This window comes from Nocardiopsis sp. NRRL B-16309, assembly GCF_001279585.1.
Classification (GTDB): Bacteria; Actinomycetota; Actinomycetes; order Streptosporangiales; family Streptosporangiaceae; genus Nocardiopsis.
Genome location: NZ_LGEC01000065.1, coordinates 40014 through 54652, shown reverse-complemented (window position 1 = coordinate 54652; position 14639 = coordinate 40014). Strand labels below are relative to the sequence as shown.

Genomic DNA, 14639 nt, shown 5'->3' with positions numbered 1-14639 from the left:
GGCGCGGTGTTCCCGTCGGCGCGGGTCCTGCGCTGCCCGGCGGCGCCGCGAAGCATGCCCTGTCAGGGGCTCGGCCGGTGGTGTGATCACACGCTATCGGGTCGCCCGAGACGTGCCGTTGTCCGGCAGGTTCGTCGGTTCATGCGAGGATACTTCCTGTATGTCCAGGTCAGAGCTGGATTTTGGGCAGAGTGGGTACAAAACCCCTAGTCGGGGTATACCCGCTCGCTGGTTCGGTCTTGCGAAACGCTCCGAACACGAACAACAACACCAATGACAGTCTTCCGGTGGTCCGTCGGCGTCCCCGTACGCCGGAACCGCCGGATCAGGGCTGCCCGGCATCGGGTGGCCCACCCCACATGCAGGAGAGGAGAGGCGTGAGCGTTACGCCAGACGCGGCACTGTCCCCGTCCGCCGGACGTCGGTTTCGTGCCTACACGACGAAGCACCTTGACGAGCTCACGGCGCGAGCCGGGCTCGCCGCCGACGAGCGGCTCGCGGTCCAGGCGGTGGCCCAGGTGCTGCCGTTCCGGGTCAACAGCTACGTCGTCGACGAGCTGATCGACTGGGATGCCGCTCCGGACGATCCGATCTACCGGCTCGTCTTCCCGCAGGCCGACATGCTGCCGTCGGGCGACGTGGCCAGGATCGCCGATCTGCTGCGCTCTGGTGCCTCGCGCAAGGAGCTCAACGAGGCCGCCAACGGGATCCGCGCCACTCTGAACCCGCACCCGGCGGGCCAGATGGACCTCAACGTGCCCAAGATCGGCAACGAGGAGCCGGTCCCCGGTGTCCAGCACAAGTACAAGGAGACCGTGCTCTTCTTCCCCAAACAGGGGCAGACCTGCCACGCGTACTGCACGTACTGCTTCCGCTGGGCCCAGTTCGTCGGCGACGCGGACCTGAAGTTCGCCTCCAGCGACATCGACCAGCTGGTCGAGTACGTCCGCTCGCACCCCGAGGTCACCAGTGTCCTGTTCACCGGTGGCGACCCGATGATCATGGGCGAGGGGGTCATCTCCCGGTACATCGAGCCGCTGCTGGAGATCGAGCACCTGGAGGCCATCCGGATCGGGACGAAGGCGCTGGCCTACTGGCCGCAGCGCTTCGTGACCGACCCGGACGCCGACGACACCCTGCGGCTGTTCGAGAAGGTCGTCGCCTCGGGCAAGAACCTGGCGTTCATGGCGCACTTCTCGCACCCGAACGAGATGACGCCGGAGCTGGTCCAGGAGGCGGTGCGCCGCATCCGCTCGACCGGGGCGGTCATCCGCACCCAGGCGCCGCTGATCCGCACGATCAACGACGACCCGGCGGTCTGGGAGTCCATGTGGCGCACGCACCTGCGCCACGGGATGGTCCCGTACTACATGTTCGTCGAGCGCGACACCGGCCCGCAGGACTACTTCGCGGTGCCGCTCGCGGAGGCCTACGAGATCTTCCGGGACGCCTACCAGAAGGTCTCGGGCCTGGCCCGTACCGTGCGGGGGCCGTCGATGTCGGCGACGCCGGGCAAGGTGTGCGTCGACGGTGTGACCGAGGTGGCGGGCGAGAAGGTCTTCGTCCTGCACTTCATCCAGGCGCGCGACCCCGAGCTGGTGGGCCGCCCCTTCTTCGCCAAGTACGACGAGAAGGCGGCCTGGCTGTTCGACCTCAAGCCCGCGCTCGGCGCGACCCACTTCCCGTGGGAGAACGCGCCCGTCGCGTCCGCCGGCGGCCTGGTGGACCCCACGCGCCTCTAGCGCCTCAGGGGCTCCAGGTGCCTCGGGTCTCTCGGCCTGCCAGGCGCCTCGGAGCCTCTGGCGCCTTGGGCGCCTCAAGCGACTCAGGCGTTCCACACGCCTCAGGTGCCTCAGGTGCCTCAGGGGCTCCGAGTGCCTTGGGCGTCTGGGGCTCCGGCGTCCCAAGCGCCCCAGGTGCCGTTCGGGCGGGCGGTGGTCGGCCCCCTGCCGACCCGGTGGAGAACCGACGAGGAGCCCGGCACCCCGCGGGGGTGCCGGGCTCCTCGCGCGCGCCCGATCCGTGGACGGAAGGGCCGTACGCGGCTGGGGGAGACCGCGCGGACCCCCGGAGCGGGCGCGATCCCGGGTTGGTCTTCGTCGTGGGGGAGGGCCCCGGGGCCGGGGCTGCTGTCAGCCCAGCAGTTGGTCGAACTCACCCGTCTTGGCGCCTCGCACGAACGCCTCGATCTCGCCGGGCGTGTAGACGAGGGCGGGGCCGTGGGGGTCCCGTGAATTGCGGACGGCGATGTCGCCGTCCGGCAGGGTGGCGACCTCAACGCAGTTCCCGTCCGGATTGCTCCAGCTGCTCTTGGTCCATACGACCTTGGGCAGTTGGCCGGCGGGGACGCCGTTGTAGATCGGCTGCATCTCAACCTCCTGAACTCCGGGCGGACGCGTGAGCGGGGGTTCACGCGCGGCGGTCCAGTCCGCCGCACCAGACGTGTCCGACCACCGGGGGATGGGAGGACGGAGTTCGGCCGGGTGGCCGACGCCTCTGTCCTGTAGGTCCCGGTGCGGGCCACAGATTAGCCCATGCACGTGCATCCGTGATTACAGCCGTAAGTACATCTGGATGAACCCGCAGTCATGGGCGGACGAAACCGCATGTCATGGCTAACGCGTGCGGTTGAGTGACGGTTCAGTGAACTGGGATCGTTGCCGGGTCGTGGCCGAAGTCGGTCACCGTGCGTACGACACGTCGCCACATGTTCACGGAAAGTGATGATTCGGGGCGTGCGGCGGCGGTGCTCCCGAAGGGCTCTCAGGGGGTGGGGAGGAGGACGAGCGTGAGGGGGAGGGAGGGGCGGGAGGTAAGCGGAAAACGGGAAGGGAAGGGGGAGGTCGGGCGGAGGGGCGCCCGGACGCGGTCGGCGTCGTGGGGGTCCTAGGAGTAGCGTTCCAGGAACCCGCGCAGGATCTCCTCGGTCTCGGTCGGCGGCGGTGCCTGTGTGGCCAGGTGGTCCATGGTCTGCGCGTAGCGGTGGGTGTCGTCGAACTTGTCGAAGTACAGGGCGCTGCTCAGCTGCTCCAGGTAGACCACGTCGGGCAGTTGCGGCGTGGGGAAGCGCAGGATGCTGAACGGCCCTCCGGCGGCCGCGTGGCCGCCCATGGCGAACGTGGCGATCTGGATGGTGACGTTGGGACGGCGGGCGACCTCGATCAGGTACTCGATCTGCTCCCGCATCACCTCGGGTTGGCCGTAGGGGCGGTGCAGTACGGCCTCGTCGATGACCGCCCACAGGCGCGGGGCGTCCGCCGGGACCTCCGGTTCGACGAAGCGCGCCTGGCGACGCATGCGCATCTGCACACGACTGTCGATGTCCTCGTCGTTCCTGGCGGTGCGCGACAGGCGCACCACGGACCGCGCGTACTCGCGGGTCTGGAGCAGTCCGGGCACGAACTGGACCTCGAACGTACGGATGACCGAGACGGCCTCCTCCAGGCCGACGTAGACGCCGAACCACTGGGGCAGGACGTCGCCGTACTTGTGCCACCAGCCCTGGGCGTTGGCGCTGGAGATGAGCCCGAGGAGGGCTTCGCGCTGCTCGGCGTCGTCGATCCCGTAGAGCTTGAGCAGGTCGTCGACGTCGCGGCGCTTGAAGCTGACCTGGCCGAGTTCCATCCGGCTGATCTTGGCGTGCGAGGCCCGGATGGCGTAGCCGGCGTCGTGCCGGGAAATGCCCTTCTCCTTGCGCAGCCTCCTGAGCTGGGTTCCCAACAGAATGCGCAGGACAGTGGGACCGCCACTGGAATTGGCCAGGAAATCCTCACTGACCTGCAGGTTCATTGCATGATCGGCGACCACTTCGCCTCCCTGTAGCGGCTTTGGCGCGAGCGACCGCTCAGTATACCGAGCAGGTCTGGTTTGGGACAGGGGGTCGCCGAAGTCCTCGTTCGGGCGGTCCGTGACGCGCGATCCATGTGTCGCCGCGGGTGTTCGCGTGTGAATTCTTGCAATGAGATCTACCAATAAGTGCTGATCGTCCTATAGTGTGGCCGAACGTTGAACTGCACGTGCATCTGTGTCTTACCGATGTAAGCCACAACCGGGGTATCCGACCGGATCGCACGACCCGACGTCACATGGTGAGGACCGTGATGAACGCAGAGCTGGTGCCGTCGGAGCTGGACTCCGAGGCCGCCTGCCACCCCACTCGTCTCGCGGAGGTCGCCGACGACTCCCCCGGCGGCTGGTGGGCGAACGCCCTGGAACGGCTTCGGGTGGGCGAGAGCGCGCGCACGCCCGAGAGCGTCGCGCGGGCCTTCCCGTGCACGGCCGACTCGGTGCGCGCGGCCCGGGACTTCGTCACCGAATCGGTGGCCGACTGGGGTCTGCCGGGCGTCGCCGACGACCTGCGCCTGATCGCCTCCGAGCTCGTGGGCAACGCCTGTCGGCACGCCGTCCCCCCGGGTGCCGACCCGGCGAGCGTCCGCGTGCTGGTCCAGGTGCGGCTGCTGCTCGACCGCTCGGCCGTGGCGTGCGCGGTGGCCGACTCCAGTCCGGGCGCGCCGACGAAGGTGGACGCCCACCACTTCGCCGAGTCCGGCCGTGGGCTGGGGCTCGTGTCGGCGTTCAGCCGCGAGTGGGGCTGGAACCCGGTGCCGGGCCACGGCAAGGTCGTCTGGGCCGTCTGCGGTGCCAGGGAGACCAGGCGCTAGAGGCCCGGGGGCGGGGCGCACCGGCGCCTCGGGAGGGGTCGCACCGGGCTGTGGACGGCATCGGATCGTCGCCCGGAGCGAGTAGTCTGGCAACACAAATCGGCTTTCGGCCGATCAGGACAGACAACCCTTCCATCCGAGCCCGGGAGTGAGGCGTGGCCGTACTGGACACGGGACAGGGCCGGTTCGTGTGCGACGGCACGACCGTCGTCGAGCTGCGCGGTGAGATCGACATCGCTACCGCCGACCAGGTGTGCACCGCCCTGGTGACGGCGGCTTCCGACGGCTGCGTCGTCGTCGACCTGTCCGAGGTGGAGTTCATCGACGCCTCGGGGGTCAACGCCCTCGTGGCCGCCATGCGCGCGGCCGTACGCGCCCACCACCACCTGGCGCTGGCCGCGCCGCCCGCGCAGCTCACGCGCATCCTCGACGTCCTGGCGCTGCACGCGGTCCTGCCCACGCACCCCGACGTCGACACGGCACTGGCCGCCCACCGGTCGCTGGTCCCCGCCCCCCGACGCCGCTGAGGCGTCCGGCCCCGCACCGGAGCCTCGGTCCTGCCCGAAACGGCGTGCGGCGGCTCGCAGGGTACACGCCCGACCCCGCATGACCCCTGGCCGGCCGCCCCCGCTCATCGGTACGAACGGCGTGCGGCCGGCCGGAACACCCTCGTGTCCGACCGGCCGCGCCGGGTCTTCCGTGTTCTCCGTGGCTCGGAGCCGCTACTCCACCGTGACGCTCTTGGCGAGGTTGCGCGGCTGGTCCACGTCGTTGCCCTTGGCGAGCGCCAGCTCGCACGCGAACACCTGCATGGGGATCGTCGACACGATCGGCTGGAGCAGGGTCGGCACCGCCGGGATCTCGATGAGCACGTCCGAGTACGGGCGCACCGACTCGTCGCCCTCCTCGGCGATGACGATCGTGCGGGCGCCGCGGGCGCGCACCTCCTGGATGTTCGACACGATCTTGTCGTGCAGCACGCTGCGCCCCTTGGGCGAGGGCACCACGACGACGACCGGGAGGCCGTCCTCGATCAGCGCGATCGGGCCGTGCTTGAGCTCGCCGGCCGCGAACGCCTCGGCGTGCATGTAGGCCAGCTCCTTGAGCTTGAGCGCGCCCTCCATCGCCACCGGGTAGCCGACGTGGCGGCCCAGGAACAGCACCGTGTCGACGTCGGAGAGGGACCGGGCCAGCTCGCGGACCGGCTCGATCGTGTCCAGGACCCTCTCCACCTGCTCGGGCATGGTGGCCAGCTGGGCGATGACCGTGTTGATCTCGTCGCCGAACTTCAGCCCGCGCACCTGCGCCAGGTAGAGGCCGATGAGGTAGCAGGCGGCCAGCTGGGTGAGGAAGGTCTTGGTGGCGGCCACGCCGACCTCGGGTCCGGCGTGGGTGTAGAGCACGCCGTCGGACTCGCGCGGGATCGTGGACCCGTTGACGTTGCAGATCGCCAGCACGCGGGCGCGCTGCTCGCGGGCGTAGCGGACCGCCATCAGGGTGTCCATGCTCTCGCCGGACTGGGAGATGGCGATGACCAGGGTCTGCTGGTCGAGGATGGGGTCGCGGTAGCGGAACTCGCTGGCGACCTCGACCTCGCACGGGATGCGGCACCAGTGCTCGATCGCGTACTTGGCGATCAGGCCCGCGTGGTAGGAGGTGCCGCAGGCGATGATGACGATCTTCTCGACCGAGCGCAGCTCCTGCGGGGTCAGGCGCATCTCGTCGAGCGTGAGTTGCCCGTCGACCGTGACGCGGCCCAGGAGCGTGTCGGCGACCGCCTGGGGCTGCTCGACGATCTCCTTGAGCATGAAGTACTCGTAGCCGCCCTTCTCGGCGGCGGAGGCGTCCCAGTCCACGTGGTACTCGCGCACGTCCACCGGGTTGCCGTCGTAGTCGGTGACGACCACGGAGTCGGCGCGCAGCTCCACGACCTGGTCCTGGCCCAGCTCGACGGCCTCGCGGGTGTGCGCGATGAAGGCCGCGACGTCGCTGGCCAGGAAGTTCTCGCCCTCGCCGCGGCCGACGACGAGCGGGGAGTTGCGGCGGGCCGCGACGACCAGTCCGGGGTCGTTCACGGAGGCGGCCACGAGGGTGAAGGCGCCCTCCAGGCGGCGGCACACGCTGCGCATGGCGCCCGCCAGGTCGCCGTCGCCGCGGTCGGCCAGCTCGGTGGAGAGCAGGTGGGAGGCGACCTCGGTGTCGGTCTCCGAGAGGAACTTGCAGCCCCTCTCCTCCAGCTCCAGCCGCAGGGCGGCGAAGTTCTCGATGATGCCGTTGTGGACCACCGCGACCCGGTTGTCGTTGTCGACGTGGGGGTGGGCGTTGACATCGTTCGGGGCGCCGTGGGTGGCCCACCGCGTGTGCCCGATCCCGGCACCGTCACCGCTGATGGGGGCGGCCTCCAGTGCGCTGCGCAGGTTGGCGAGCTTGCCCGCCCGCTTCGCGCTCCGCAGGACACCGTCACCGATGACGGCCACACCCGCGGAGTCGTATCCGCGGTACTCCAACCTTGCGAGGCCGTTCACGACGACCTCTAGCGCCGGTTGCGGCCCGACGTAGCCAACGATTCCGCACATGGCCGCCAGCGTAGGCGAAAAAGGGCGGTGTTTCGACCAACCACTCACCCATACCACTGGTTGTTTTCGCAGGTAGCGGTATAGACCATTTGGTGTATGGGTGGTAGACCACGCAGGTGGGGGCCCGATGGGGGTGCCGAGTGGTACCGATTTCACCGCGTCCTTACCCGGCCAAAAAACCTTGGGGGAAGGGGAGGTGAACGTGTGGTTTCACCCACGTTGTCCGCCCAGGTGCGGGCTGGGGGGAGACCGGGTGCGAAGTGCGGTGGGGTGCCTCGTCTAGGGTGGTCACTCGTGTCCCACACGACGAAGAACGGCCTGTCATCGCCGTACGTGGAGTTGGACCGGGAGGCCTGGGCGGCCCTCCGCGCCTCCACGCCCCTGTCCCTGACCGAAGCGGACCTCGCCGTCCTGCGGGGTACCACCGACCCCACGTCCCTGGACGACGTGCGCGACATCTACCTGCCGCTGTCGCGCCTGCTCAACCTGTACGTGGGCGCCACGCAGCAGCGGCACGCCGCCGTCCGCGCGTTCCTCGGGGAGGCGGACCGCCCGTCGCCGTTCATCATCGGTGTGGCCGGAAGCGTCGCGGTGGGCAAGTCCACCACGGCCCGGCTGCTGAGGTCGCTGCTGGCGCAGTGGCCCAACCACCCGAACGTGGAGCTGGTCAGCACCGACAACTTCCTGTACCCGAACACGGTCCTCCAGTCGCGCGGGCTGATGCGCAGGAAGGGCTTCCCGGAGAGCTACGACCGGCGCGCGCTGGTGCGGTTCGTGTCGGAGATGAAGGCCGGTGCGGAGCGCATCGACATCCCCGTGTACTCGCACCTGAGCTACGACGTGGTGCCGGGGGAGAAGCAGACCGTGCTGCGCCCGGACATCCTCATCGTCGAGGGCATCAACGTGCTCCAGCCGGCCACGGCCGGACGCCTGGCGGTGGCGGACTTCTTCGACTACTCGATCTACGTCGACGCCAAGGTCGAGAACATCCGCGGCTGGTACCTGGACCGGTTCCGCGAGCTGCGGCGGACGGCGTTCTCCGACCCGCGCTCCTACTTCCACCACATGGCCACCTCCATCAGCGAGGAGGAGGCGTTGGAGTTCGCGGCCAACACGTGGCGGACGATCAACGAGATCAACCTGGTGGAGAACATCCGTCCGACGCGGGGACGGGCCACGCTGGTCCTGTACAAGGGGGACGACCACCGGGTACGCCGGGTGCGGCTGCGCAAGACCTAGTTTGTGTGGGCCTCCGCCCACGGCCTTCGGGTTTGGCCCCGGTACGGGACGGCGCTAGGCTGAGTCCTCTTTTGGCGGCGCACCCCTCGGGGTGCTCATGGATCGGAACGAACCGGGCCCTCGCGGCGACCGGGGCGGGACCCGCGCACGCGCGCCGCCGCGTCACTGTCCCGCCGAACCCTCCGAGGTCCGCCATGACCACGACCGATCCCTCCGCCGTGCCCGTGAGCCCCGAGCTCCAGGCCGAACGCGACCACCTGGACGCCGCCCGCGACGCGCTGCGGCGGATGCGCGAGAGCGTCGAGGGCACCGAACTGATGCTCGGCGACGTCGTCACCGACAAGGTCACCAACGCCGCGCTGCGGCAGGGCCGGGAGCGGCGGCTCGCCGCCCTGGCCGACGTGCCCGGCGCGCCCCTGTTCTTCGGCCGCCTGGACTTCGACCCCGGCACCGTCTCCGAGGACGGCGACGCCGACCGCGTGCACATCGGGCGGCGCCACGTGCACGACCCCGAGGGCCGGCCCATGGTGCTCGACTGGCGGGCGCCCGTGTGCGTCGCCTACTACCGGGCCTCACCCGGCGACCGGATGGGCGTGCGCGTGCGCCGCAGGTACGGCTTCGGCGGCGGAGCCCTGCTGACGGCCTTCGAGGACGAGAACCTGCTCGGCGACGCGCCGGTGGCGGACGCCGGGGGCGACCTGCTCGCCACGGAGATCGAGCGCCCGCGCACGGGACCGATGCGCGACATCGTCGCCACCATCCAGCCCGAACAGGACGACCTGGTCCGCGCCCCGCTGGAGACCACCCTGTGCGTCCAGGGCGCGCCCGGGACCGGCAAGACCGCCGTGGGCCTGCACCGCATCGCCTTCCTCCTGTACACCGAACGCGAGCGGCTGTCCCGGTCCGGCGTGGCGATCATCGGTCCCAACCGGTCGTTCCTGTCCTACATCCGCGACGTCCTGCCGGCGCTGGGCGAGGTCGACGTCGCCCAGACCACCGTCGAGGAACTCCTGCACGCGGGCCTGCCCGTCCGCCGGACGGAGGAGCCCGGCGCGGCGCGGATCAAGGGGCAGGCGCGGATGGCCGAGGTGCTGCGCCGCGACCTGTGGGCGCACCTGCGCACGCCGGAGGAGACGGTCATGGTGCGCCGGGGCTCACGCCGCTGGCGCCTGTACCCGGAGGACCTGCGCCCGCTCCTGGACGAACTCGCCTCCCGCGGCGTCGCCTACGGGTCCGGGCGGGACCTGCTCTCGCACCGGATCGCCCACGCGGTGCTCTCGCTCATGGAGGGCGCCGGGGAGGTCTGCGACGACCGCACCCACCAGCAGGTGCGCCGCGACCCGGCGGTGCGCTCGGCGGTCACCGCCCTGTGGCCCAAGGTCGATCCGGCCAAGATGGTCCTGGGGCTGCTCACCGACCCCGAACGCCTCGCCCGCGCGGCCGCGGGCCTGCTCACAGCCGAGGAACAGGCCGCCGTGCTGCTGCCGGGGCGTCCGCGCGGGCCGAAGTCGGCCCGGTGGTCGCTGGAGGACATGGCGCTGATCGACGAGGCCGCCGCGATGATCGAGCGCCCCGTGAGCCTCGGGCACGTGGTGGTGGACGAGGCCCAGGACCTGAGCCCGATGCAGGCGCGTGCCGTGGGACGGCGCTGCGCGTCGGGGTCGCTGACCGTGCTCGGCGACATCGCCCAGGGCACGAGCCCGGCCGCCGCCGCGAACTGGTCGACGCTGCTGGAACACCTGGGCAAGCCGACCGGCCACCTGCGCGTCCTGGACCGGGGCTACCGGGTCCCGGCGCAGATCATCGACTTCGCCGCGCGGCTGCTGCCCGAGATCGCCCCCGGGCTGGGCGCCCCGGTGGCGGTGCGCCGCGCGCCGGGTGCCCTGCGGGTCACCCGCGCGGCGGACGGGCTGGCGGCGGGGGTCGTCCAGGCGTGCCGCGCCGCGCTGGAGGGGGAGGGATCGGTCGGGCTGATCGCCGCGGACGGCGAGCTTCCGGCGCTGCGGGAGGCGCTGGTGCGGGAAGGGCTGCCGACGCCTCTGTTGGGGGAGGGCGACACCGGGCTGGACTCCGCCCGCCTGGTCGCGGTCCCGGCGAGCCTGGCCAAGGGTCTGGAGTTCGACGCGGTGGTGGTCGCCGAGCCCGCGGCGATCGTCGACGCCGAGGAGCGCGGGACCAACCGCCTCTACGTGGTGCTCACCCGCGCGGTGAGCACCCTGCACGTCGTGCACGCCCGCCCGCTGCCCGACGCCCTCGCCTGAACCGGACGGCGGCCATGGGCGGGGGCCCGCCCCCTACGAGTACGGCCCCGGACCGACCGCCGACGTCCTCGGCGGCGTCGCGTTCCACTGCCCGCGCGTCGGCACCGGGACCGACTGATCGGGGCCCTAGAGGAGGAGCAGGGCCAGGGCGGCGGTCAGGAGGACCACCACCAGCGCGGTGGCGGCGGCGCCCCTGCGGTCGGCGGGCAGCCGGCCGAAGAGCAGCGACAGGCGTCCGAGCAGGGCCAGGGGCGGTGCGGCGAGCCAGACGTCGCGCTCGACCCTGGAGCCGGCCGTGCGCACGATACCGGGAAGGTGCCCGACGGCGCGCAGGAGCGGGCCCGCCATGCCCCTGCTGTGGCCGCGTGCGGGGGCCCGCCGCAGCACGGCCGCCGAGAGGGCGCCGCGCAGGGCGCCTTCGTCGTTGGCCCAGTGCGCGCGGTAGAGGATCGTGCCGTCCGGGTCGATGAGGTAGGCCGAGTTCGGCTTGGGGCTGAACGCGCGGTGCGCCTCGCCGTCGATGCCGTCGACCGCGACCTCGAAGCGGACGGCGTGGTGGCGGCGCAGCTCCCGGGCGTGCTCCCACTTGCGCTCGAAGGTCTGGGGCTGGGGGATGAGCTGGCCCGGGTGCGCCTCCCTGGTTTGGACGAGGACGAAGCGAACCTTCTCCCCGAACTCGTCGTGCAGCCCGCGCAGGACCGGCCCGGCGCTCTCGGTGACGGGGCAGGTGCGCGATCCGAAGACCAGCAGGACGGGGAGCGGCCCCAGGTCCGTGCTGCTGAACCGCGGACCGTCGAGGGTCGGCAGGTCGAAGCCGGGGACGCGGTCACCGGCGCCGGGAGCGTCGGAGCCGAAGGACATGTCCCTCAGGAGCAGTCCGGTGCGGAACCGGTCGAAGCGGTAGCCGCTTCCTGCGTCGGTCGGTACGGGCGTGTGGGACATGGTGACTCCTCGGTCGGGTCCTCACCGCTCCGGACGGGACGGTGTTGACTGATCAGTCAAGTGGAAGGGCGGGCGAACGCGGCCCGGTGCCGCGTGCGGAACCGGACGGACTCAGAGGGAGGTGCCGAGCAGGGCGCGGACTCCGCCCCGGGCGTGCTCGACGAGTTCAGGGCGGTCGTAGGTCCTGGCGAGCAGCGCCGTTCCCTGGAGGTAGGCCAGGATGCGCAGAGCGGTCTCCTCCGGGTCCAGGCGGGTGTCGACCTCGCCGCGCGCCTGGGCCTCGCGGACGGCGCCGGAGAAGTGCGCGGCCCAGGCGTCCAGGATCCGCGTCGCGTGGGCGCGCATCTCCGCGCTGTGCCCGGAGAGTTCGGCGGACAGCCCTCCGATGGGGCAGTCGGGCGTGCTGCCCATCCGCTCCCGCATCAGCACGATCATGCCGCCGAAGCCCCGGACGAACCGGTCGATCCGTTCCAAGGGGGGCGCCTCGGCGCCGAACGCCTCGTCGAGCAGGGCCGACATCATCGCCCAGTTGGCGTCGAGCACGGCCAGGCCGAGCCGTTCCTTGGAGGGGAAGAAGTGGTAGAGGCTGCCCCGGTGGACGCCGGCCTCCTTGCAGATGTCCTCCACGCTCACCTGGGCGAACGAGGAGTCGTGGATGAGGTCGCGTGCCACGCGCACCAGCCGTTCCCTCGTGTCCCCGGCCACGGCGCCTCCTCGTGTTGACTGTTCGGTCAAGAATCTAGGCGCTCTTGACCGAACAGTCAAGCGATCATCCGTGCCGGAGCGGAGGTCCATCGCGCGGATCCGCCTCCGGCCGTGCGGCGGCCGGCGGGAACGCCGCCTGCGACGGGCAGCGCTCACAGGACACGGCCCGCCGCGTCGGCGTCGGTCAGGGCGCGTCCCGCGGGCGGGCCCTCGCTCCGGACGCCGACCCCGCCCGTGCGCTCCCGGGTGTGCGGCGGGAGTGCCGCCGTGACGTCGAGCAGCCAGGTGAGTGTCCGCGGAACACGATCAGGGCGACGCCGACAGGCTGCTGCGCGGAGTGCGCTTCCAGGGACCGGGCAGGACGCCCGCGGAGAGCAGCCACAGCGCGACCGTCACCAGGTGGACGCGCTCCAGGAGCCCGAGCGTGACTCCCGGGGCGCCGGAGCCGTCGGCCACCAGCACGCGGCCCGCCAGGACCAGCACGGCCACCACCACCACGGTCTGGACCGCGGCCACGGCGGCCACCGGCAGCCACGACCGCTTCTGGTGCAGCCGCAGGCTCACCGCCAGGGACACCACGCCCAGCAGGCTCGCGAGCATCGCGACGACGGCGACCACCGCCTGGGCCACGGTGGCGCCCGCGAGCCCCTCGACCAGGGACTCCGCGGCGCACGCCACGTCGGTGGACACCACGCACGGGCCGGGCAGCAGGGACGCGGTGAACGAGGCCGCGCCGAACACCGCCATCGAGGCCCACGACACCGCCAGCCAGCGGCGCGACCAGCGCGCGCCCAGGGACAGGCCCAGCGCGGCGGCGAGCACGGCCAGGATCGACGCCACCCGGTGGGCGTCGTCGAGGAACCGGCCGAGGGCCGAGTCCGATTCCGCCAGCACGCCCCGCGCCGCACCGCCTCCGGGCAGGATGACCTCCACGACCCAGAAGCTGAAGACGATCGAGGCGGCCACGGCCGCGACCCGACCGTCCCTCTGGTCCCAGTGCACATGGTCCGACTTGGCGTAGGGCATGGCACGCTCCCCGTTCCCGCATGATGGTGACGACGACTGGCCGGACAGGACCGGTCGGCCCGTCGCGCCGGGCGACCGTGCTGGGACACTACTTCACCCGACTCGCATCGGCACCGTTATGCGCGGGTGCGTGTTCTCGGGTCATGATCAGGAGACACCGATCAGGAGGTCCCGGGACGACCGGGGGCGACGACCGACAAGAAAGGCGCACGCGATGGACGGCGCGACCACGACACGCTGGGTGGTCGTGGGGGTGGACGGCACCGAGTCCAGTCGCCACGCGTTGGAGTGGGCGGCCAACCAGGCCGCGCAACGCGGTCTCGGAGTACGCATCGTGACGGCGGCGGGGCCGCTGGCGGATGTGGGCGCTTTCGCCGGGCTCGGCGGCGCCGAACCGGTGGCCCCCGACGACACCGACACCAGCGGTGCCTCCCTCCTGCTCGACTACGCCGGGGACTGGGTGTCCCGCCTGTTCCCGGAACTGGAGGTCCAGACCCGCCTGTCCTACGCACGGCCGGTCGAGGCCCTGCTGGCCGAGGCCTCCGCCGAGGGCTGCGCCGCGGTGGTCGTCGGCTCGCGCGGGCTGAGCGGGATCGTCGCCGCGTTCGTCGGTTCGGTGGGCATCGAACTGGCCGCCCGCGCCCCGGTGCCCGTCATCGTGCTGCCCCGCGAGCACGCCTCGGCGCACGGGGTGCGCGGTCGGGTGATCGTGGGCACCGACGGATCCGAGCCCAGCCGCCGGGCGGTCGACGTGGCGTTCCGGCACGCGGAGGTCGCGCGGACCGAGCTGGTGGCGGTGAGCGCCTGGCAGCCGCTGGTGGCCTTCGCCGCGGCGACCGGGCCCATCCCGCCCGAACTCTTCGACGACGCCACGGCCGCCGAGGCCGCGCGCCAGTCGCTGGAGGAGGAGATCGCCGAGCCGCGGCTGCGCCACCCCGGGGTGACCGTGCGCACGCGGGTGGTGCGCGCGCACCCGGTGGTCGCCCTGTTGGAGGAGGCCACGCCCGCCGACCTGATCGTCGTGGGATCCCGGGGGCGCGGCGGCTTCCGCGGGCTGCTGCTGGGCTCGGTCAGCCACTCCGTCCTGCACGGCGCCAGGGGCCCGGTCGCCATCGTGCGCTGACGCGGGAGCGGCGCCGCCGGGTGCCGACCCCGTGTCGGGCGGGTCGGGTGCTGTTGGGCGCGTACCGGGTGTCGGGGCCCGGTCGCCATCGTGCGCTGACGCGGGA

The 14639-nt window shown here is 71.7% G+C and carries 12 protein-coding genes; 6 read left to right on the top strand and 6 right to left on the bottom strand.

Annotation, left to right across the window (positions count from 1 at the left end; all coding sequences use genetic code 11):
- Positions 1-377: 377 nt before the first annotated feature.
- Complete coding sequence (locus ADL05_RS09995) at positions 378-1742, top strand: KamA family radical SAM protein (RefSeq protein ID WP_231640684.1); 1365 nt, start codon at positions 378-380, stop codon at positions 1740-1742.
- A 390-nt stretch (positions 1743-2132) separates the two neighbouring features.
- Here the strand turns inward: ADL05_RS09995 and ADL05_RS09990 are convergent, their stop codons facing one another.
- On the bottom strand, positions 2133-2369 hold the full coding sequence (locus ADL05_RS09990) for a DUF397 domain-containing protein (RefSeq protein WP_053616607.1): 237 nt from the start codon (positions 2367-2369) through the stop codon (positions 2133-2135).
- A 517-nt stretch (positions 2370-2886) separates the two neighbouring features.
- Positions 2887-3789, bottom strand: a complete 903-nt coding sequence (locus ADL05_RS09985) for a helix-turn-helix transcriptional regulator (protein ID WP_053616606.1) — start codon at positions 3787-3789, stop codon at positions 2887-2889.
- A gap of 311 nt (positions 3790-4100) precedes the next feature.
- Here ADL05_RS09985 and ADL05_RS09980 point away from each other — a divergent pair, with 311 nt between their 5' ends.
- Both ADL05_RS09980 and ADL05_RS09975 read left to right on the top strand, forming a co-directional pair.
- Entirely contained in the window at positions 4101-4661 is a 561-nt protein-coding gene (locus ADL05_RS09980) for an ATP-binding protein (protein ID WP_053616605.1), read from the top strand.
- Between the two features lie 155 nt (positions 4662-4816).
- Positions 4817-5188: an STAS domain-containing protein gene (locus ADL05_RS09975; RefSeq protein WP_053616604.1), complete on the top strand. Its 372-nt coding sequence runs from the start codon at positions 4817-4819 to the stop codon at positions 5186-5188.
- 195 nt (positions 5189-5383) lie between these two features.
- On the opposite strand, the gene glmS is transcribed toward ADL05_RS09975, so the two are convergent.
- Complete coding sequence (glmS, locus tag ADL05_RS09970) at positions 5384-7237, bottom strand: glutamine--fructose-6-phosphate transaminase (isomerizing) (protein ID WP_082376245.1); 1854 nt, start codon at positions 7235-7237, stop codon at positions 5384-5386.
- Positions 7238-7570: 333 nt separating this feature from the next.
- On the opposite strand from glmS, the gene coaA reads away from it, so the two are divergent.
- Positions 7571-8476: a type I pantothenate kinase gene (gene coaA / locus ADL05_RS09965; RefSeq protein ID WP_053616602.1), complete on the top strand. Its 906-nt coding sequence runs from the start codon at positions 7571-7573 to the stop codon at positions 8474-8476.
- A gap of 194 nt (positions 8477-8670) precedes the next feature.
- Positions 8671-10737, top strand: a complete 2067-nt coding sequence (locus ADL05_RS09960; RefSeq protein ID WP_053616601.1) for an AAA family ATPase — start codon at positions 8671-8673, stop codon at positions 10735-10737.
- Positions 10738-10863: 126 nt separating this feature from the next.
- Here the strand turns inward: ADL05_RS09960 and ADL05_RS09955 are convergent, their stop codons facing one another.
- The 3 genes from ADL05_RS09955 to ADL05_RS09945 form a co-directional block, all read right to left on the bottom strand.
- Positions 10864-11679 (bottom strand): peroxiredoxin, encoded by an 816-nt coding sequence (locus ADL05_RS09955; RefSeq protein WP_082376243.1) that lies wholly within the window; start codon positions 11677-11679, stop codon positions 10864-10866.
- Positions 11680-11790: 111 nt separating this feature from the next.
- Positions 11791-12384 carry a TetR/AcrR family transcriptional regulator gene (locus ADL05_RS09950; RefSeq protein ID WP_053616600.1) on the bottom strand — a complete coding sequence of 198 codons (594 nt, stop codon included), beginning with the start codon at positions 12382-12384 and terminating at the stop codon, positions 11791-11793.
- A gap of 306 nt (positions 12385-12690) precedes the next feature.
- The gene (locus tag ADL05_RS09945) at positions 12691-13410 is read right to left on the bottom strand and encodes a hypothetical protein (protein WP_053616599.1); all 720 of its coding nucleotides are present in this window, start codon (positions 13408-13410) and stop codon (positions 12691-12693) included.
- Positions 13411-13624: 214 nt separating this feature from the next.
- On the opposite strand from ADL05_RS09945, the gene ADL05_RS09940 reads away from it, so the two are divergent.
- A complete protein-coding gene (locus ADL05_RS09940) occupies positions 13625-14533 on the top strand; it encodes a universal stress protein (RefSeq protein ID WP_053616598.1) in 909 nt (302 codons plus the stop codon).
- The last annotated feature ends 106 nt before the right edge of the window (positions 14534-14639 follow it).

Coding starts and splice junctions, on each gene's coding strand:
- ADL05_RS09945 (WP_053616599.1), bottom strand. CDS start 13,410: ATGCCCTACGCCAAGTCGGACCATGTGCACTGGGACCAGAGGGACGGT.
- ADL05_RS09985 (WP_053616606.1), bottom strand. CDS start 3,789: ATGAACCTGCAGGTCAGTGAGGATTTCCTGGCCAATTCCAGTGGCGGT.
- ADL05_RS09960 (WP_053616601.1), top strand. CDS start 8,671: ATGACCACGACCGATCCCTCCGCCGTGCCCGTGAGCCCCGAGCTCCAG.
- ADL05_RS09990 (WP_053616607.1), bottom strand. CDS start 2,369: ATGCAGCCGATCTACAACGGCGTCCCCGCCGGCCAACTGCCCAAGGTC.
- glmS (WP_082376245.1), bottom strand. CDS start 7,237: ATGTGCGGAATCGTTGGCTACGTCGGGCCGCAACCGGCGCTAGAGGTC.
- ADL05_RS09980 (WP_053616605.1), top strand. CDS start 4,101: ATGAACGCAGAGCTGGTGCCGTCGGAGCTGGACTCCGAGGCCGCCTGC.
- ADL05_RS09940 (WP_053616598.1), top strand. CDS start 13,625: ATGGACGGCGCGACCACGACACGCTGGGTGGTCGTGGGGGTGGACGGC.
- ADL05_RS09955 (WP_082376243.1), bottom strand. CDS start 11,679: ATGTCCCACACGCCCGTACCGACCGACGCAGGAAGCGGCTACCGCTTC.